Origin of the sequence: Rhodococcus sp. PvR099, from assembly GCF_017833315.1 — a bacterium.
In the GTDB taxonomy this organism is placed as follows: Bacteria; Actinomycetota; Actinomycetes; order Mycobacteriales; family Mycobacteriaceae; genus Rhodococcus_G; species Rhodococcus_G oryzae.
In genome coordinates this window covers 899984-919310 of sequence record NZ_JAFIBV010000001.1, presented here as the reverse complement: position 1 = coordinate 919310, position 19327 = coordinate 899984, and the positions used below count along the sequence as shown (strand labels likewise).

17 protein-coding genes, 1 tRNA gene and 1 pseudogene are annotated in these 19327 nt (G+C 69.3%); 12 read left to right on the top strand and 7 right to left on the bottom strand.

Annotation, left to right across the window (positions count from 1 at the left end):
* Positions 1-2 precede the first annotated feature (2 nt).
* Together JOE46_RS04270 and JOE46_RS04265 are read left to right on the top strand one after the other, a co-directional pair.
* Complete coding sequence (locus JOE46_RS04270) at positions 3-1073, top strand: quinone-dependent dihydroorotate dehydrogenase (RefSeq protein ID WP_097209797.1); 1071 nt, start codon at positions 3-5, stop codon at positions 1071-1073.
* A gap of 30 nt (positions 1074-1103) precedes the next feature.
* Positions 1104-1316: a hypothetical protein gene (locus JOE46_RS04265; protein WP_209926363.1), complete on the top strand. Its 213-nt coding sequence runs from the start codon at positions 1104-1106 to the stop codon at positions 1314-1316.
* A 6-nt stretch (positions 1317-1322) separates the two neighbouring features.
* On the opposite strand, the gene JOE46_RS04260 is transcribed toward JOE46_RS04265, so the two are convergent.
* Both JOE46_RS04260 and JOE46_RS04255 read right to left on the bottom strand, forming a co-directional pair.
* Positions 1323-1547, bottom strand: a complete 225-nt coding sequence (locus tag JOE46_RS04260; protein WP_209926362.1) for a hypothetical protein — start codon at positions 1545-1547, stop codon at positions 1323-1325.
* Positions 1548-1590: 43 nt separating this feature from the next.
* Positions 1591-3426: pseudogene (locus tag JOE46_RS04255) on the bottom strand (thioesterase domain-containing protein); the annotation flags it as partial.
* Between the two features lie 204 nt (positions 3427-3630).
* On the opposite strand from JOE46_RS04255, the gene JOE46_RS04250 reads away from it, so the two are divergent.
* The gene (locus JOE46_RS04250) at positions 3631-5028 is read left to right on the top strand and encodes an FAD-binding oxidoreductase (protein ID WP_209926359.1); all 1398 of its coding nucleotides are present in this window, start codon (positions 3631-3633) and stop codon (positions 5026-5028) included.
* On the opposite strand, the gene mqo is transcribed toward JOE46_RS04250, so the two are convergent.
* Positions 5025-6533 (bottom strand): malate dehydrogenase (quinone), encoded by a 1509-nt coding sequence (mqo, locus tag JOE46_RS04245; RefSeq protein ID WP_209926357.1) that lies wholly within the window; start codon positions 6531-6533, stop codon positions 5025-5027. The two genes, JOE46_RS04250 and mqo, sit on opposite strands and share 4 nt — an antisense overlap.
* Before the next feature lie 93 nt (positions 6534-6626).
* On the opposite strand from mqo, the gene JOE46_RS04240 reads away from it, so the two are divergent.
* Both JOE46_RS04240 and JOE46_RS04235 read left to right on the top strand, forming a co-directional pair.
* A complete protein-coding gene (locus JOE46_RS04240) occupies positions 6627-7541 on the top strand; it encodes a LysR family transcriptional regulator (protein ID WP_097209802.1) in 915 nt (304 codons plus the stop codon).
* Between the two features lie 101 nt (positions 7542-7642).
* The gene (locus JOE46_RS04235) at positions 7643-7927 is read left to right on the top strand and encodes a hypothetical protein (protein WP_209926355.1); all 285 of its coding nucleotides are present in this window, start codon (positions 7643-7645) and stop codon (positions 7925-7927) included.
* 10 nt (positions 7928-7937) lie between these two features.
* On the opposite strand, the gene JOE46_RS04230 is transcribed toward JOE46_RS04235, so the two are convergent.
* The 3 genes from JOE46_RS04230 to JOE46_RS04220 all read right to left on the bottom strand — a co-directional run bounded on the left by JOE46_RS04230 (position 7938) and on the right by JOE46_RS04220 (position 10238).
* Positions 7938-8207 carry a hypothetical protein gene (locus JOE46_RS04230; RefSeq protein WP_097209971.1) on the bottom strand — a complete coding sequence of 90 codons (270 nt, stop codon included), beginning with the start codon at positions 8205-8207 and terminating at the stop codon, positions 7938-7940.
* An 83-nt stretch (positions 8208-8290) separates the two neighbouring features.
* A complete protein-coding gene (locus tag JOE46_RS04225; RefSeq protein ID WP_097209804.1) occupies positions 8291-8824 on the bottom strand; it encodes a YbhB/YbcL family Raf kinase inhibitor-like protein in 534 nt (177 codons plus the stop codon).
* Between the two features lie 61 nt (positions 8825-8885).
* Positions 8886-10238: a M20/M25/M40 family metallo-hydrolase gene (locus JOE46_RS04220; RefSeq protein WP_097209805.1), complete on the bottom strand. Its 1353-nt coding sequence runs from the start codon at positions 10236-10238 to the stop codon at positions 8886-8888.
* A gap of 125 nt (positions 10239-10363) precedes the next feature.
* On the opposite strand from JOE46_RS04220, the gene JOE46_RS04215 reads away from it, so the two are divergent.
* Positions 10364-10449 (top strand) — tRNA-Leu (locus tag JOE46_RS04215).
* Between the two features lie 80 nt (positions 10450-10529).
* Here JOE46_RS04215 and JOE46_RS04210 read toward each other — a convergent pair.
* Positions 10530-11744, bottom strand: coding sequence for a S8 family serine peptidase (locus tag JOE46_RS04210; RefSeq protein ID WP_097209806.1), 1215 nt, complete (start codon positions 11742-11744; stop codon positions 10530-10532).
* A 185-nt stretch (positions 11745-11929) separates the two neighbouring features.
* On the opposite strand from JOE46_RS04210, the gene JOE46_RS04205 reads away from it, so the two are divergent.
* The 6 genes from JOE46_RS04205 (at position 11930) to JOE46_RS04180 (ending at position 19319) form a co-directional block, all read left to right on the top strand.
* Entirely contained in the window at positions 11930-13369 is a 1440-nt protein-coding gene (locus JOE46_RS04205; protein WP_077041583.1) for an SDR family NAD(P)-dependent oxidoreductase, read from the top strand.
* Positions 13370-13449: 80 nt separating this feature from the next.
* Positions 13450-14943, top strand: a complete 1494-nt coding sequence (locus JOE46_RS04200; protein ID WP_097209807.1) for a glutamate--cysteine ligase — start codon at positions 13450-13452, stop codon at positions 14941-14943.
* Between the two features lie 43 nt (positions 14944-14986).
* Positions 14987-16228, top strand: coding sequence for a trans-acting enoyl reductase family protein (locus tag JOE46_RS04195; protein ID WP_097209808.1), 1242 nt, complete (start codon positions 14987-14989; stop codon positions 16226-16228).
* A 154-nt stretch (positions 16229-16382) separates the two neighbouring features.
* Positions 16383-17723 carry a CoA transferase gene (locus tag JOE46_RS04190; RefSeq protein WP_209926352.1) on the top strand — a complete coding sequence of 447 codons (1341 nt, stop codon included), beginning with the start codon at positions 16383-16385 and terminating at the stop codon, positions 17721-17723.
* Positions 17724-17779: 56 nt separating this feature from the next.
* Entirely contained in the window at positions 17780-18250 is a 471-nt protein-coding gene (locus JOE46_RS04185; protein ID WP_209926350.1) for an OsmC family protein, read from the top strand.
* Between the two features lie 31 nt (positions 18251-18281).
* A complete protein-coding gene (locus JOE46_RS04180) occupies positions 18282-19319 on the top strand; it encodes a nucleoside hydrolase (protein ID WP_374102913.1) in 1038 nt (345 codons plus the stop codon).
* The last annotated feature ends 8 nt before the right edge of the window (positions 19320-19327 follow it).

Here is a 19327-nt window from a genome sequence, read left to right as displayed (position 1 = left end):
CGTTGTACAGCCTGCTGCTTCGCCTGATGTTCCGCCTCCAGCCGGAACGAATTCACCACATCGCGTTCCGCGCCATGCGGCTGGTCACCGCCGTAGGGCTGGTTCGCGCACTGGTCGCCAAGGTGCTCACCGTCTCCGATCCGGTGCTGCGCACCCGCGTGTTCGGGGTGGACTTCCCGGCTCCGCTCGGCCTGGCCGCCGGATTCGACAAGGATGCGACCGGCGTGAATGCCTGGGGCCCACTCGGGTTCGGCTTCGCGGAGGTCGGCACCGTCACCGCCCAGGCACAGCCGGGCAACCCGGCGCCGCGCCTGTTCCGGCTGCCGGCCGACCGCGCGCTGATCAACCGGATGGGCTTCAACAACCACGGCGCGGGCCACGCGGCGAACCAGCTGCGCCAGCGGCGTAACGGGGTGCCGATCGGCGCGAACATCGGCAAGACCAAGGTCGTGCCCGCGGCCGAGGCCGACGCCGACTACACGGCCAGCGCCCGTCTGCTGGGCCCGCTCGCCGATTTCATCGTCGTCAACGTCAGCTCCCCCAACACGCCGGGTCTGCGCGACCTGCAGGCCGTCGAGTCGCTGCGTCCGCTGCTGAGCGCGGTGCAGGCCGCCGTGGACGTACCGGTACTGGTGAAGATCGCGCCGGACCTGTCCGACGAGGACGTCGACGCGGTCGCGGACCTCGCGGTCGAGCTCGGCCTGGCAGGCATCGTGGCCACCAACACGACGATCAGCAGGAGCGGCCTGCGCACCCCGGAGTCCGACGTCGCCGCGATCGGCGCGGGCGGCCTGTCCGGCCCTCCCGTCGCGGACCGGTCGCTGGAGGTCCTGCGCCGCCTGTACCTGCGGGTCGGGGACCGGCTGGCGCTGATCTCCGTCGGCGGCATCGAGACCGCCGACCAGGCCTGGGAGCGGATCCTGGCCGGCGCCAGCCTGGTTCAGGGCTACACGGGGTTCATCTACGGGGGCCCGTTCTGGATGCGCCGGATCCACAAGGGCCTGGCACAGCGGGTCCGGGCGGCCGGGTACTCCTCGCTGTCCGAGGCGGTCGGCGCCGAGCACCGGGCCTGAGCGAGGGTTCGCAGCTCGTACGATGGCGTGATGCGTCACGCGCCCGTCATCGCCGGTCTGCTGCTGAGCTGGCTGCTCGGTGCCGTTGTCGTGCGCCTCGGTTTGGACTGGGCGGACACCTTCCCGTACAGCGAGGCGTCCGAGCGGCGCTATCTCGGCGTCGCGGCCGCCGCACTATTGGTGGCGATCGGCGGTTCGGTCACGACCCTGCTCGTCGCTCGCCGACGGCAGCGCCGAGACTGAACGGCCCTATCGACCCCAGCCGTTGCCGTTGAACGGGATGATCTCCGTCCGGGACCCATCGGGATGCCGGGGCGCCACCGACGAGTACCTGCTGGCCGCCCGGTCGCGGAGCAGGTTCCCGGGGCGAAGGAAATCCAGGCCTGCCCGCACCCACCGGAACCGAGGACGGCCTTGGGACTGCGCAGGACGGGGTTCCGGATCGACCGGTTCCTGCCTGACGTAGTGGCCCATGTACGGATTCTAGGCGCGCGAACCCCGTCCCCGGGCCGTCGTTTTACAGGTCCACCTCGATCAGAGCCAGCTTCTTGATCAGGTCCGCGCTCACGGTCGCGACCCGCGGCTCGTCGATGATCTGGATGTGATCGCCACCGACGTGCAGGATCTCGAGGTTCTGCACCGCCCCGCCCCAGCCGCCGTCCGGCTGACGGGTCCGGAACGACGGTTCGAGGTCCATCAGGTCGTCCTGGTAGGTGTCGGTCAGGTACAGCACGACGTCCCCGTCGTAGGTCCCGAGATCCGCGGTCTGGATGGCGCGGTACTCGAGCCAGGAGTTGCGCTGATGTTCGATGATGCCGCCGGGGATCTTGGTGCCGCTCACCGTGAGCAGATCCATCAGGATCTGAATCTGCGCCTCGTCGCTCTCGGCCGCCGCCAGCTTGTCGTAGGGCAGCGGGTAGTCGAGGTTGTACGTCTTCTTCGCGAACGCCGCGTACCGCTGCCACCGCCTGCGGGTCTCCTCCGGCGTGTCCTCGACCTTCTCGCCGGGCATGACCGTGTCGATGAGACCGACGATGCGAACGTCCGCGCCCTCCGCGCGGAGCCGTTGGGCGACGGCGTAGGCCAGCGCGCCGCCGAACGACCAGCCGTAGAGCACGTACGGGCCGTCGCCCTGGATCTCGCGGACCAGCGGGAGATACGCGGCGGACCGCTCGTCGAGTGAGCCCGCGGCGCGCTCGAGACCGTACATCGGGGTGCCCGCCGGTAGCCGCTTGAGCAGCGGCTCGTACGCGACCGTCGAGCCGCCTGCCGGGTGGAACACGAACACCGGCACCGCGGAGGACCCTTCGGGCCGGGCACGAAGGGTGCGCACCAGCCCGTCGATCTTGACGCCGTCCTCGAGGTGCACGCGCACCTTCTCGGCGAGCTGCTCGATGGTCTCCGAGTCGAGGATGTCGTCGAAACTCACCTCGCCGCCCGCGCGCTCGGACAGACGCGCGGCCAGCCTCTCCGCGGTGCCGTCATCGAGCACGGGCAGGGTGGTGAAGATGCCCTTGGCCGACTTCCCCGTGACCACCGCCCAACTCGCGAACGTCAGACGCTCGGCGGCATCACGCGGGGGCACATCGACGTCGGACGGCGCGGCGGGCGCGGCCGGCTGCGTCTGCGAGGAGGCCTCGGCGGCGAGGGCGGGCACCTGCACCGACTCCTTCTCCTGCCGCTGCTGCTCGGCGAGCGCCTCCATCTCCCCGCGGTTCTCGATCGCGTAGCGCAGGTACTTCTCCACCTCGCGCAGGCTCGCGTCGCGGACCGCCTGCAGCTGCAGCTGAGGGATGTCGAACTCGTACTCGACGCGGTTCTTGATCCGCACCGCCATCAGCGAGTCCAATCCCAGCTCGATGAGCGGGATCTCGGCGGGCAGATCCTCGGGCGCGTAGCCCATGGACTCCGCGACGATCAGCCCCAGCCGCTCCTCCAGACTCTGGCCACTGCCGGAATCCCACCTGCCACCGAAGGATTCGACGACCTCGGGCAGCTCCTCCATCGGCGAAGTGGACCGCTCCACCGGCACGATTGCAACCGGCTCGGGCAGGGCCACACCGGACGAGACGACCGCCTCGAACAGGAGCGTGAAACCGCCCGCACCCGCCTGGCGGAAGACCTGCACCGAAGCCCCGCCGAGATGCGGCACCAGGGTCAGCGTGAGGCGCCCGTCCGACGGCAGCTGGCCGTGCGTGACGGTGGCGCCAAGGACCGCGTCCGGCAACACATGTGCGCCCGCCGCCGTGACGAGCGCGCCGAAGTCAGTGGCCGACGACGCCTGAACCTCCCACGCGTGCCTGCCATCCGGCAGCGGAACATGCGCACCCAGGGTGCAGGTGGTTTCGCTCGACATGTGAAGTCTCCCCTCCTCGCGACGCTCGCCGGTGTTGCGGCAGCGCCCAGATTCCATACGTGCGACACGCGGGTCCCGCCGCCCCCGATCCCCCGGCGTCCAGACCCAAACGGGAACGATCATGACACGTCAGGAGGCCTCGAACTGCTCTATCGCGCAATGGCGCTCGTTCGTTGCGGATGCCTTCGGATCGGTGTGGCTATGGTGGGTCCGGTGACTGTGACGACCGAGTTCAGAACCGAACGGCGTTCCCTCAGCGGGTGGGGTAGGCGCGCAGCGACGCCAGCCGACGTGCTGTCGACACCCGACCTCGAGGCCATCACCAAGGCGGTGAGCCAAGCCGGACCGAGGGGGGTCATCGCACGCGGTCTCGGCCGCAGCTACGGCGATCCCGCGCAGAACGCGGGCGGCCTGGTCATCGATATGACCGCCCTCGACCGGATCCACAGTGTCGACCCCGACTCCGGCATCGTCGACCTCGATGCCGGCGTCAGCCTCGATGCGCTGATGCGTGCCGTTCTCCCTCACGGCCTGTGGGTCCCGGTCCTGCCCGGCACCAGGCAGGTCACGGTGGGCGGAGCCATCGGCGCCGACATCCACGGCAAGAACCACCATTCACACGGCAGCTTCGGCAATCACGTCGAGTCGCTCGACCTGCTGACCGCAGACGGGAGTATCCGCACCATCTCGCCCTCCGGCGACGAGAAGGCCCTGTTCTGGGCCACCGTCGGCGGAATGGGCTTGACCGGCATCGTTGTCCGGGCGCGCGTGCGGATGAAGCACACCGAGACGGCCTATTTCATCGCCGATCACGACCGCACCGCCAACCTCGACGAAACGATGGAACTGCTCACCGGCGGCTCCGACCAGGGCTACGACTACTCGATGTCGGTGCCCGACACCATCTCCACCGGGCCGAAGCTCGGCCGAGCCGGGTTCACCCGTGGATCGCTGGCGACCCTCGACCAACTGCCACCGAAGCTGCGCCGGGACCCCTTGCGGTTCAACGCTCCTCAGCTGCTCACCGTCCCGGACATCTTCCCGAGTGGGCTGGTCAACCGCCTCACGACGCGGGTCGCCGCGGAGGCCGCCCACCGGATGTACCCGAAGCACGGCCGGGGCACCATCCAGAATCTGACGCAGTTCTACCACCCGCTCGACCTCCTCGGAGAGTGGAACCGCGCCTACGGCCCCCAGGGGTTCATGCAGTACCAGTTCTCCATCCCGTTCGGCGCGGAGCAGCAACTCGCCGACATCGTGCGCACGATCGCCGAGTCCGGGCATCGATCGTTCCTCAACGTGTTCAAGAGGATGGGCGACAGCAATCCCGCACCGCTCTCGTGGCCGCATCCGGGATTCATGCTGAGCCTCGACTTCCCGATCCGCACCGGGCTCGGGCGATTCTGCGACGAGCTCGACGAACAGGTGCTGGCCGCAGGCGGCCGCCTCTACTTCGCCAAGGACTCCCGCACGACTCCCGAGCGCATCGCCCGGATGTACCCGCGGCTCGACGAATGGCGAAAGGTCCGCGACGGGGTGGATCCGGACCGGGTCTTCGCCTCCGACCTGGCCCGACGGCTTCGACTGGTGTCCGGCTAGCTGGATCGCGGCACCACGCCGAGGATCCGGCCGGTGCGGTCGAGGTTGGTGTCGACGCTGGCCTGATCTGCATCCACTCGGGTCTCGATGCCCGGCATGAGCTTCCGCAGTATCGGCTCCCAATCCTTGCGGTGGGCTGGGAAGCAGGTGGCAAGAAAATCGACCATCGCCGCAGGGGCGATCGACGCACCGGGTGATGCGCCGAGCAGTCCGGCGATGGTCCCGTCGGCCCCGGTGACCAGTTCGGTCCCAAAGGTCAGCACACCGATCTTGCGTGGGTCCGGCTTGATCAGCTGGGCACGTTGGCCCCCCTGCACCAGCTCCCAATCGGCGGGGTCGGCGCCGGGATAGAAACGCCTCAGCTGCGCGAACTTTCTTTTTCGTGACGCCAGCAACTCACCGATCAGATAGCGGACGAGCGGCAGGTTCTTGGCCCCGACGGCGAGCAATGGCGCCAGGTTGTGCAGTCGAACGGTGGTGAACAGGTCGGTGAGGCGGCCCTGCTTGAGAAGTCGGGTGCTGAAGGTGGCGTAGGGGCCGAACATCAGGGACGGACCGCCGTCGACGACGCGTTTGTCGAGGTGGGGTACCGACATCGGCGGCGCGCCGACGGACGCTTGGCTGTATATCTTCGCATCGTGCCGTGCGACGACATCTGGGTTGCCAGTGCGCAGGAACTGCGCACCGAGGGGAAACACCGCGTAGCCGCGGACCTCCGGGATCTTCGCCTTCTGTAGGAGCTTGAGGGCGTACCCGCCGGCACCGACAAAGACGAAACGGGACCTGATCCGAAAGCGGTCCCCGCGGCTACGGTCCCTACCCGTCACGGTCCACCGGCCGTCGGCTCCCCTGGAGAGCCCCGTGACCTCGTGGTGCATCCTCACCTGTGCACCGCGTGCGGTCATGGAGCGGATCAGGGTGCGGGTCAGCTCGCCGAAGTCGATGTCGGTGCCGGCCTCGTAACGTGTCGCGGCGATCGGCCCGGTATTGGCGCGCCCCTCCATCAACAGCGGTGCCCATTGGCGGATCAGGTCGGGATCCTCGGTGAACTGCATCGCCGCGAACAGCGGCGAACGCTGCAGGGTGGCGAATCGTTGCCGCAGGTAGCGGATGTCGCGGTCGCCGAAGACGACGTCCATGTGCGGCGTCGGATTGATGAACGACGCGGCGGCAGGCAGGTCACCACTCTCGACGAGCGCGGCCAAGAACTGGCGCGAGAGGTGGAACTGCCGGCCGATGTCCTCGGCCTTCGCGGGGTCCTCGGGATCGGGCATGTAGTTGAGCTCGCACAGCCCGGCATGGCCGGTACCGGCGTTGTTCCACGGACCCGAACTCTCGCCCGCGAGCTCGCCTAGACGCTCGAGCACGACTATCGACCACTCGGGCTGCAACCTGGCGAGCAACGCACCCAGCGTTGCGGACATGATGCCCCCGCCGATGAGAACGACGTCGACCACCTCGGGGTCGATACTCGTTCCCGCGCTTGCCGTTTCACTGTGGTCCATGGGATCGCACTCCTGGTCGCCGGTGGTATCCCTCAGGGTGCGCCTGCGCCACTCATCCGTCCAATGAGGAGATGATGGACTTACAATCCGAATATGGATCGATTCCTGTCGGACGAGGTCGCGGCCGCGATTCCGCTGTTCGCAGCATTCGACACCGCTGCCCGCGAAGGCCACATCACCCGCGCAGCCGATGTCCTCGGGGTGCCACAGTCGTCGCTGAGTCGCCGCCTCAAGTCCCTCGAACAAACGCTGGGAGTGCCCCTCTTCCAACAGGTCGGACGAGGCGTCTCCCTCACCACCGCCGGACGCGAACTCCACGAACGAACCCGGGACCTGGTGTGGGCACTCGACGACGCCGTGAGCGCGGTAAAGGGCAACGCCGATCCAGACAGCGGACTCGTGCGCTTTGGATTCCCTCTCACCCTCGGTCCGGTGAGCATCCCCTCACTGCTCGCCGGTTTCCACCGGGTGGCACCGAGAATCCGACTACATCTCGTGCAGGCGCACGGCGAAGCGCTGTCGGAGATGGTGCGCGACGGCCGGCTCGACCTCGCCGTGATCATCCCACCACCCGACGATCTGCCAGTGACGGTCTTGGGACGCCAACGCATCCTGCTCCACGTCGCACGTACCCACCCGCTGGCCGGACGCAGCCAGGTAGAACTCGCGGAACTCGTCGAAGAGCACTTCATCGCCAGCCCGCCGACTTACCACCTCCGGCAACGCCTGGACTCGTGGTGCGCCCGAGCAGGGTTCACGCCACACGTTGCGTTCGAGATCAGCGAGTTCGAGACAATTCGAGTCCTCGTCGGACACGGACTCGGCATTGCCCTGCTACCCGCCGCGGAGACATCCCACCCCGACCTCGTGGGCATCACCCTGTCGGGGGTGGGTGACCGGACCATCGGGCTCGTCACGGGCAACCAACGACCGTCCGCCGCGGTGACGCGATTACACGATCACGTCACCGGCCACGCGGGTGAGTTCATCACGAACGCCACGAGGTGACTCCGCCACGCGAAAACGCGCTGAGCAGTCGCCGTAACGCTCCTGCAGCCAACGGCGACGGAACCAGCAGGACCGTTCGCCACGTCAACGGAGGAGCACTCGTGCGAAAGAAGCAGACCAGGCGCACCGCAACGATTCTCGGACTGCTCGCGGCACCCGTCGCCCTCGGGGCCACGCTCGGCACGGCAACCGCGAGCGCGCAGCCGTGGGAGTTCGGACCGCTCTACCGGTCGGAGTTCTCCGGCGAGTCGGCCCAATACCTGTGCAGCAAGGCCGCGCTTCTCGAGCAGACGTCGCGCGCCATCGTCATCGTCCCGTGCACGCAGGATCCCGCGACGGGCAACTGGTACCGCGTCGTGTTCAACCCCCTCGGCCACGGCAGCTGACCGGCGCACGTCACCGCCGCGACAGATCGGGCCAGGGCGGACGGCGAAGGACCGCCAGGGTGGCGATGACCGCCGACGCGAGACCGACGGACAGGGCCATCAGCGCTATCCGGGTCTCGTCGACGGCGGGCCTCCAGGAGACCTCCCCGCCGTGGATGACGAACACGCCGACGGGCACCGCGGCGACGTCGTGGGGGCCGAAGCGGCGGCCGCCGACCCGGGCGACGGTGATGATCGTGGCGCCCTTGGCGGTCTCGTACGGCTCCCCGTAGACACGCATCTCCACGCTCGCTCCCCCGTTCCCTCGTCGGTGCGCGGGCCCTCGACCGGTCGGTCCGAGGGCCCCGCGCGCCGGTCGGTTCGCTACTGCTCGTATGTCCCGGTCAGCGTCGCGCGCGCGATCGCGTGACTGTAGAGGTTGAATCCCAGACGGGCCGGGCTGACAGACGCGTCCACATCCAGCTTCTCCGCCCCGACCGCGTGCACCGCGACGATGTACCGGTGCGGGCCGTGCCCGGCCGGCGGCGCGGCACCGAGATACCCGTACAGGCCGCCGTCGTTGAGCAGCTGCACCGCACCCTCGGGCAGGCCGGACCCGTCCGAGGTACCGGCACCGGACGCCAGCGACGTCACCGTCACCGGGATGTTCGCCACGGCCCAGTGCCAGAAGCCGGAGGCGGTGGGGGCGTCCGGATCGAACACCGTCACCGCGAAGCTCTTCGTCTCCGCGGGGAAATCTGACCACGACAGCTGCGGCGAGATGTCCTGGCCACCGGCCCCGAAGATCCCGCTCACCTGAGCGTTGGCCAGAACCTGGCCGTCCTCGATGTCCGTCGAGGTCAGCGTGAAGGACGGGAGCTCGGGAAGCGCGTCGTAGGGATTGTGCGAGGAAGCCATGGTGAGACCTTTCAGCGGGTGAGGGGCGGAACCGGAGCGATCACTCGATGGATTGCTGGCACTAGCAATTATGGAGAAAATGCTCGAGAACTCGGGTACCGAACTCGAGCGCGTCGACGGGCACCCGTTCGTCAACGCCGTGGAAGAGAGCGGTGAAGTCGAGCTCAGGCGGCAACTGCAGCGGCGCGAACCCGAAGCAGCGAATCCCCAGCTTCGCGAACGCCTTCGCGTCCGTGCCACCGGACAGCATGTACGGCACCGTCCTGCCGTTCTCGTCGTGCGCCAGGATCGCGGCGTTCATCGCGTCCACCAGGTGCCCGTCGAAGGTGGTCTCGTAGGAATCCAGCTTGGTGATCCACTCACGGGTGACGTCCGGCCCGATCAGCTCGTCCACCTCCCGCTCGAAGGCGGCCTGCCTGCCGGGGAGCACGCGGCAGTCGACCACCGCCTCGGCGGTCTGCGGGATCACGTTCGCCTTGTACCCGGCGCTGAGCATGGTCGGGTTCGCGGTGTCACGCAGCGTCGCCCCGATGATCCGCGAGATCGTCCCGAGCTTCTCGAGCGTGCCGTCGATGTCCGGTGAGGTCGGGTCGAACTCGACCCCCGTCTCCGCGCTCACCGCGCCGAGGAACTCGGCGACCGAGTCCGGCACCACCAGCGGGAAGGTGTGCCTGCCCAGCCGCGCGACCGCCTCGGCAAGGATCGTGACGGCGTTGTCCTCGTGCAGGAAGGACCCGTGACCGGCGCGGGCCTTGGCCGTCAGCCGCATCCAGCCGAGCCCCTTCTCCGCCGTCTCCACCAGGTACAGCCGGGCCTCGCTGCCATCGGGGCGCGGCACGCTCAGCGAGAAGCCGCCGACCTCGCCGACCGCCTCGGTGACGCCGTCGAACAGGTCCGGGCGATGCTCGACCAGCCACTGCGACCCGTACTTGCCGCCCGCCTCCTCGTCGGCGAGGAACGCGAACACCAGATCCCGCGGCGGCACGGTGCCCTCCGCCTTGAACTGGCGGGCCAGCGCGAGGGTCATCCCGACCATGTCCTTCATGTCGATCGCCCCGCGGCCCCAGACGTAGCCGTCCTCGACCGCCCCGGAGAAGGGGTGCACGCTCCAGTCCGCGGGCTCGGCGGGCACGACGTCGAGGTGACCGTGGATCAGCAGCGCGCCACGGGACGGGTCGGCGCCCCGCAGCCTGGCGAAGACGTTCCCGCGGCCGGGCGCGCCGGATTCGACGTACTCGGTCTCGTAACCGACCTCCTCGAGCCGGGCGGCCACCCACTGGGCACACTCGCGCTCCCCCTTGGTGGTGGCGAGCTCACCGGTGTTGGAGGTGTCGAATCGGATCAGCGCGCTGACCAGTTCGACGACTTCGGCCTCTGCTCGGCCCCGATCGGAGTTGATCTTGATGACTGACACCCCACTTTCCTACCACCGAACACCCCCTCCCAGCAGCGCAGACGCGCTGATTTTGGTGTGGGGCGCTGCATCAGCTAATCTTTCCCAGCACGCAGAACACGGCGGGCGAACAACAAGGTGTGCATGCGCGAGTGGCGGAATGGCAGACGCGCTAGCTTGAGGTGCTAGTGTCCTACTAATGGACGTGGGGGTTCAAGTCCCCCCTCGCGCACTCTGAGTTGAGACAGACGAGCAAGGCCCCGGATCACGATCCGGGGCCTTTTTCGTTTCTCCGAATTCTCTTGTCCGACATCATCGTCGGCCCGTCGCCACCTCCGCCCTGGCGTGCTCGGCGGCCGTCAGTTCGCGCATCGCCAGGTCCTTCGCACAGGCGAGCAGCGAACCGACCGCGCTGACCCTCGGGAAGGACAGCCCGGTGTGCCCGACGTTGTCGTGCTCGTCGTCGCCGTCGTAGATGACGGTGGCGCCGCGAACCAGCCACCGCTTCACGTCGGCGACCGACGGCAGTTCACCCCTGGTCCGCAGGTAGAAGGACTGCAACAGCAGGACGACTCCGGTCGCGATCGGTGTCGCCTGGCTCGTCCCGAACTGGAGCGACTCGCCGGTGTCGTTGAGGATGCCCGCCGACGTCACCGGAGACCCCGGCGCGAAGATGTCCGTCGCACACGGCCCACCGATCTTGCGGTGCAGCCGCTGCGAGAACGGCGTCATGCGGTCGGCAGCCGTCTCGAACGCCTTCGCCCCGTCCCGGTAGCGGAAGCTGCCCTCGTCGGCGTCGTAGACCGACCCGACGCTGATCGTCTGCCGGAAGATCGCCGGATAACTCATCCCCTGCAAGCCGCCGTGCGCGTAGTAGTCGTTGCCCGCCGACACGCAGCAGCAGACACCCTCGTCGGTCAATTCCTGGAGCAGGGCGCCGATGCCGTCGCCCGGCATGTCGGTGTCGGTCGTCCGGTTGTCCGAGGCGCCAAGCGCCAAGCAGACCGCCGAGATGCCCAGCGACGACCGCCGCTCGAGCACCCAGTCCAGTCCGTCCCGAATGTCCGTGAAGCTCCCGCCGCCGCTGTCGTCCAGGACCTTGACCGGGACGATGCGTGCGTTCGGGGCGATGCCGGTGTGGATCCGCGCCGCGCACACGATTCCCGCCACGTTCGTGCCATGGCCGTGACCGTCCGCGACCTCCGCGGGGTCGCCGGCGTTGTCGCGGGTGAAATTGCGCCCCGGCACCACCCGGCCGGCGAAATCCACGTGTGTGGTGCGTAATCCGGTGTCCAGCACCGCGACGGTGACACCGGAACCTCCGACGTTGAACTCACGACGGGCGTCCGCCGCGCGGACGAGGAGATCGACCTCCGTCAGTTCCGGCAGGAACGGTCCGTCCTTCTGCACCGGGGCCTCGACGGGTACCACCGACTCGACGTGCAGCAGCGAGTTCGGACGGGCCATGTCGTCGGTCACTGCTCTCGGGAACCGGGGCGGATCCGTGGAACCATTCATCTCATTCATGATCTCGGCCTTTCGGTGATCGGCATCGACTGCCGACGAATCCCCCGATACCGAAATCCTCCTCGGGCTTGTGAGCGATGTCACCACCTGTGTCAGCGGAAACTGCGATGGTCTCGGCACATCCCCGGACTCGGTAGAATCCGACGTCGACCGGCACTTCGAGATCAGAACTGAGCGACCTACCGATGGCACAACCAATGACGGGCATCGATCCCGCCGACCTGGAGATCTGCCTGCGCGTGCTGTCCGAGGCCGGCAGCCTCGACGCCGACCACCCGGATTCGATGGTCCTCCAGCGGGCCAGCGGCAAGATGTTCAAGCAGCTCAAGCGGCGCCGACGGGTGGAGGCGCGCGACGCAGTCTCCGAGGCCGACCGCCAGGTCGTGGCCTCGACCGCCACCGGTTCGCCCGAGCGCATCGACGACGAGACCGCTGGCGTGCTGCTCACCTCGAACGCGCCAGGCGCGAGCGCGGGCACTCTGATCCGTCCGCGGCCCTGCTACATCTGCAAGCAGCGCTACACGGTCGTCGACGCGTTCTACCACCAGCTCTGCCCCGAGTGCGCGGCCAGCAGCCACGCCAAGCGCGACGCCAGCACGGATCTGACCGGCAGGCGGGCGCTGCTCACCGGCGGCCGGGCCAAGATCGGCATGTACATCGCGCTGCGGCTGCTGCGCGACGGCGCCCACCTCACCATCACCACCCGCTTCCCCAACGACGCGATCCGCCGCTTCAAGGCGATGGAGGACAGCGGCGACTGGATCCACCGGCTGCGGGTGGTCGGCATCGACCTGCGCGATCCCGCCCAGGTCGTCTCACTCGCCGACTCGGTGGCCGAGCAGGGTCCGCTCGACATCCTCATCAACAACGCGGCTCAGACCGTCCGGCGCTCCCCCGGCGCCTACTCCGCGCTCGCCGAGGCCGAGTCCGGCCCGCTGCCCGCGGGCGAACTGCCGGACGTGCTGACCTTCGGCAAGACCAGCGACGCGCACCCGGCCTCGCTTGCCAGTTCGCTGCCGACGCCGGAGTCGGTGATCCACCAGGTCAGCGAGCTCGCGCTGGTCGCCGGTTCCGCCTCGCTCGAACGCATCGAGCAGGGCATCGCGATCGACGCGGGCGGCCTCGTGCCCGACCTCGCGCACACCAACAGCTGGGTCCAGACCGTCGCGGAGGTCGATCCGATCGAGCTGCTCGAGGTGCAGCTGTGCAACTCGGTGGCACCGTTCATCCTGGTGTCCCGGCTGCGCCCCGCGATGGCCGCCGCGGCCGCACGCCGCAAGTACGTGGTCAACGTCTCCGCCATGGAGGGCCAGTTCAGCCGCGCGTACAAGGGTGCCGGGCATCCGCACACCAACATGGCCAAGGCCGCGCTGAACATGCTGACCCGCACCAGCGCCAAGGAGATGCTCGATGAGGACGGCATCCTGATGACCGCCGTCGACACCGGGTGGATCACCGACGAACGCCCGCATTACACCAAGGTCCGCCTCGCCGACGAGGGCTTCCACGCCCCGCTCGACCTGGTCGACGGCGCGGCCCGGGTGTACGACCCGATCGTGCAGGGCGAGCAGGGCGTCGACCTGTACGGCTGCTTCCTCAAGGACTACAAGCCGTCCCCCTGGTGACGTGTGGAAGCGCCGCTACGGCGCGGGGCCCAAAGCGGGGATACTGAGTCCGGGGCGTCAGCACCGGCCGAGGAGTATCCATGGGCCACGAGGTGACACGGCTGAAGTTCTCGCGCCGGGACCGGCAGGACTTCCGCGAGAAGGTGCAGGCCTGCCTCGATGCCCTGGCCACCCTCCTCGAGAACGCCGCCGAGATCCCCAGCCCGAAGATGGGCATGGAGATCGAGCTGAACCTGGTCGACGAGAACTGCGAGCCCGCGATGGTGAACGCCGCGGTGCTCGCCGCCCTCGCGGGCCCGAAGTATCAGTCCGAGCTCGCCCAGTTCAACATCGAGATCAACGTCGAGCCGAGGCCCCTTGCCGGCGCGAATCTCGCGGCACTCGAGGACGACCTGCGTGCCTCGCTCGACCTCGCGGACGCCCGCGCCCGCGAGTCAGGCGGCAGGCTCGCGATGATCGGCATCCTGCCCACGCTGCGTGAGGATCATTTCGAGCAGAAGTGGATGTCGTCCGACACCCGGTACACCGTCCTGGAGCAGCAGATCCTTGCCGCAAGGGGCGAGGACATCGAGCTGAGCATCGCGGGGGTGCCGCTGCCGGGCCACAGCGCGTCCGATCACCTGACGACCCTGACCCACACAATCCTGCCCGAAGCGGCATGCACATCGGTCCAACTGCATCTGCAGGTCTCCCCCGCCACCTACGCAGCGCACTGGAACGCCGCCCAGATCCTGGCCGGGATCCAGGTGGTGCTCGCCGCCAACTCGCCGTTCTTCGCCGGGCGGGCACTCTGGAACGAAACCCGGATCCCGTTGTTCGAGCAGGCCACCGACACCCGGCCGCCGGAGCTAAAGAATCAGGGGGTCCGTCCGCGGGTGTGGTTCGGCGAGCGCTGGATAACGTCGGTGTTCGACCTGTTCGAGGAGAACTCGCGCTACTTCCCCGCGCTCCTGCCGGATTTGACGCCGGAGGATCCTGTCGCGGTGGTCGCGGGCGGCGGCACCCCCGAACTCGCCGAGCTGACGATGCACAACGGAACGATCTACCGGTGGAATCGGCCGGTCTACGACCCCACGGACGCCCAGGCGCCGCTGCGCCTGGAGAACCGCGTGCTGCCAGCGGGCCCGACCATCGTCGACACCCTCGCCGATGCCGCGTTCTACTACGGCACGCTTCGCTCGCTCGCCCGCTCCGACCGACCGTTGTGGACCCAGATGCCGTTCGCCGCCGCGGAGGAGAACCTTCGGGTCGGCGCGAGGAACGGCTTCGACTCCGTGATGCAGTGGCCGGGGAACGGCGCGGTGAGCCCACAGGATCTCGTGGAGCGCACGCTGCTGCCGATGGCGGACGCCGGACTCGAGGAATTGGGGGTCGACGCCGGCCTCCGCGACAAGTACCTGGGCGTGATCGAGGGCCGCGCTCGCGCGGCCCGCAGCGGATCGGTGTGGCAGCGCGAGTGCGTCGCCGCGCGGGAACGTGCCGGTCAGTCGCGCGACAGCGCCCTGAGGTCCATGCTGTGCGAGTACCTGGAGCGGATGCACTCGGGCGAGCCGGTGCACACATGGAGCTGGTAGCAGGGCGGCCGCGAACGCGGTGATCCGCGTAGGGTTCTGATGCATGACCCGCACTCGCGATCTCGACATCGTCGTCTACGGCGCCACCGGATTCGTCGGCAAGCTCACCGCGCAGTACCTGGCCAGGAGCGCCCCGCGCGGCGCGCGGATCGGTCTCGCCGGGCGATCCACGGCCAAGCTGGAGACGGTGCGGGCCGAACTCGGCCCGGCCGCCGCGCAGTGGCCGATCATCGTCGCGAACGCGGACGACCCCACCTCCCTGACCGCGCTCGCCGAGTCCGCCCACGTCGTGATCACCACCGTCGGCCCGTACGCCAAGTACGGCATCGACCTGGTCCGGGCCTGCGCCGAGGCGGGCACCGACTATGCCGACCTCAGCGGCGAGGTGTTGTTCGGCCGCGAGAGCATCGACAGGTTCCACGATGTCGCGGTGGCCTCCGGGGCCCGGATCGTGCATTCCTGCGGGTTCGACTCCATCCCCTCCGACATCGGCGTGCACGTCCTGCACAAGCAGGTCGCGGCCGACGGCGAGGGCGACCTCACCGACACCACGATGGTGGTCAGCTCGCTGCGCGGCGGCGTCAGCGGCGGCACCATCGATTCGATGCGCAACCTCGTCGACACCGTCAAGGCCGACAAGTCCGCGCGCCGCATCGCGGTGAACCCGTACTCACTGAGCCCGGACCTCACCGCCGAGCCCGACCTCGGCCGCCAGTCCGACGTCGAGATGCTGAAGGGATCGGACATCGCGCCGGGCCTCGGCGGCCGCACCGCGCCGTTCGTGATGGGCTCGACCAACACCAGGGTCGTGCGCCGGAGCAACGCGCTGCGCAAGTGGGAGTACGGCCGCGCGTTCCGGTACCGCGAGGTGATGAGCGTCGGGCAGTCGGTGCTCTCGCCCGTCTTCGCGGCGGGGGTGTCCGCCGGCCTCGGCGCCCTGATGGCCGGCCTCGCCTTCGGCCCCACCCGGTACGTCCTCGACCGGGTGCTCCCCAAGCCCGGCGAGGGGCCGAGCGAGAAGTCCAGGGCCGCAGGCCATTTCACGACCGACACCTACACCACCACCAGCACCGGCGCCCGCTACGTCGCCCGGGTGCGAGCCAAGGGTGACCCGGGCTACGCCGCGACCGCGGTGATGCTCGGCGAATCCGCCCTCGCCCTCGCGCTCGACAGGGACGCCCTGCCCGATGCGGCGGGCGTGCTGACGCCCGCGACGGCGATCGGCGACGCGCTCGTGGATCGGCTGCGCACCGCGGGCGTCGAGATCAGCGCCCGGCGGAACTAGTCCCGACGGGGGGTGCTGGCGGTCGCGCGTGCGGCCGTGAGCACGCCCGCCGCGATGAGCACCGACATGAGTGCGGCGAGGGTCCCGCGTCCGAGCGTCGGTGTCGGGGTCGGCAATCATCCGCCCTTGCGAGCGGCGGGTATACCGTCCAGGGATGGCGTCTGGGGAGCTACTCGTCACCGACTACGCGAACGGATGTGGGCTGCCGTGCGACCCGGGGCAGGTGGGCTTCCCGCCCGGCGACGGCTTCCTCGCATCCCGCTTGCCGACAGCCGCCCTCGCCCTCGGGTCCGTCGGCGCACTGGCCTCCGCCGTCGACCGACTGCTCGTCGTGCGTGGCCAGGAACCGCACCGCTGGAGCCTTGACCCGGAGCGGATCGCGGCCTCGTTCGCGGGCGACCGGATGATGCGCATCGACGGTGACCCGGTGCCAGGTTTCGCGCCGATGTCGGGGTTCTTCGCCGCATCCGACGCGTGGGTCCGGACACACGCCAACTACCCGCACCACCGCGTCCGGCTCCTGGAGGCGCTGGACCTGCCCGAGGACTCCGATGCCGGCCTCCTCTCGTCCCGCATCGGAACGCTGTCCGCACAGGAGATCGAGGACCGTGCCGCCGATGCGGGGGCCGTCGCGGCACGAGTGCGCACCGAGGCCGAGTGGACCAGGCATCCACAGGGCATCGCCTCCGGCGCGGGTCCGATCGTACGGATGGACACGACCTCCGGAGTGACCTTCACCGGTCCGACACCACTGACCACCGATCCGCTGCGACCGCTGGCCGGGCTCCGAGTTCTGGACCTGACGCGGGTGCTCGCGGGACCGGTCGCGGCACGGGCTCTTGCACTGCTCGGCGCGCAGGTACTGCGGGTGGACCCACCACAGCTGCACGAGATCGACTGGCAGCACCGCGACACCGGCCAGGGCAAGCGATCGGCGCTGCTCGACCTCGCGAGTGCCGACGGCGCCGACGCCGTCCATGCTCTGCTCGCGACGGCTGACGTGCTGGTCACGGGCTACCGGCCGGGCAGTCTGGACAGGTTCGGGCTGCACGAGGGCACCTCGGGCCTCGTGCACGGCTCCGTCAGCGCCTGGGGCAATGACGGTCCGTGGGCACATCGGCGCGGGTTCGACAGCATCGTCCAAGCCGCCTCCGGGATCTCCCTTGCCGAGGGCGGCCTGCATCCGGGCGCGCTGCCGGTGCAGGCGCTAGACCATGCCAGCGGGTACCTGTTGGCCGCCGGCATCGTGGACGCGCTGGCACTACGCGCCGTGGACGGACGGGGGCGTTCGGTGTCGGTGGCACTCGCCCGGACCGCCCGCTGGCTGCTCGACGCGCCGGGCCGGGTGGCCGATCCTGCGGAGCCGCGGGTTCCCGGCCCCGCCACCACCGCCACCCACGGTGCCGTCACCTCCGCGCGCCCACCGCTGCCAAGCCACCCGCAGTATCCCTACCCCGCACACGACTGGGGATCCGATGCGCCCCACTGGATCTGACCCGTCCTGGGAAACAGACGGACCCGTCACACACCGGATCTGAGAGGATCTTCCACGTGCGCGACCACCACTACGAACTCACCGTCACCTGGACCGGCAACCACGGCACGGGCACGACCGACCCGCGCGCCTACGGCCGCGAACACCTGGTGACCGCGGACGGCAAGCCGGACCTGTCGGGCAGCTCGGACCCCGCGTTCCTGGGCGACCCGGCGCGGTGGAACCCGGAGGAACTGCTGGTCGCCGCCCTGTCGCAGTGCCACATGCTCTGGTTCCTGAACCTCGCCGCCCTCGCGGGCGTGGTGGTCACCGACTACCACGACCGCCCGACCGGGACGATGACCGAGGAGTCAAGCGGGGCAGGACAGTTCGCGGAGGTGGTGCTGCGGCCGGAGGTCACGGTGGCGGCCGCCGACATGCTCCCGAAGCTGCCGGAGTTGCACTCGGCCGCGCACGAGAAGTGCTTCATCGCCCGCTCGGTGAACTTCCCCGTGCACCACAGGGCCACCGCCCTCGTGGGGGCCTGAGATGATCCGTCCCGTGCGCTCCATCGTGCCGATGATCGTCGACGTCGACACCGGCATCGACGATTCGCTGGCGCTGCTCTACCTGCTCGCAAGCCCCGAGGCGGAGATCCTCGCGATCGCCAGCACCGGCGGCAACGTGCCCGTCGCGCAGGTCGCCGCGAACAACCTGGCGTGGCTGGACCTGTGCGGCCGGACCGACATCGAGGTCACCGTCGGTTCACCCACGCCGCTGCGAATCCCGCTGCGGACCACCGAGGACACCCACGGGCCGCAGGGCATCGGCTACGCCGAGTTGCCGCACTCCCCCCGCGAGCCGTCGGACCGCAGCTCGGCGCGCGCCTGGGTCGAGATCGCGCGCGAGCGCCCCGGCGCGGTGACCGGACTGGTCACCGGGCCGCTCACCAATCTCGCACTCGCGTTGCGGCTCGAACCCGAACTCCCCCACCTGCTCAAGCGCCTCGTCGTGATGGGCGGGGTGTTCAACCATCCCGGGAACACAACCCCGACCTGTGAGTGGAACATCTTCGTCGACCCGGAGGCTGCGCAGGAGGTCTTCGCGGCGTTCTCGGTGGTCCCCGCCGACCGTCGGCCGCTGATCTGCCCACTCGACGTCACCGAGACGATCGAGATGCGACCGGAGCACCTCCGCCTGCTCGCCCAGGTGGCCGGGAGCGAACCCGCCGAGCTCATCACCGAACAGGACCCACCCGGCACCCGCTCGCGCACGTCCAATCCCATCGTGCGGCACCTGTCGGACGCGGTGCGGTTCTACCTCGAGTTCCACCGCGACCACGGCCAGGGCTTCCTCGCGCACATGCACGACCCGTTCGCCGCGGCCCTCGCGCTGGATCCCGGCCTTGCCGTCACCCGCCCGGCGACCGTGGACGTCGAACTCGAGGGCACCCTCACCCGCGGCACCACCGTCGCCGACTGGACCGGCATGTGGGGCCGCGAGCCGAACGCGGACATCGCCGTGGGCACCGACCCCGCCGCGTTCTTCGACCACCTCATCGAACGGGTGGGCGGCTTCGCCGCCCGTGCGCGGTTCGCGAGTCCAGAGACTCGTTAACCGCGCAC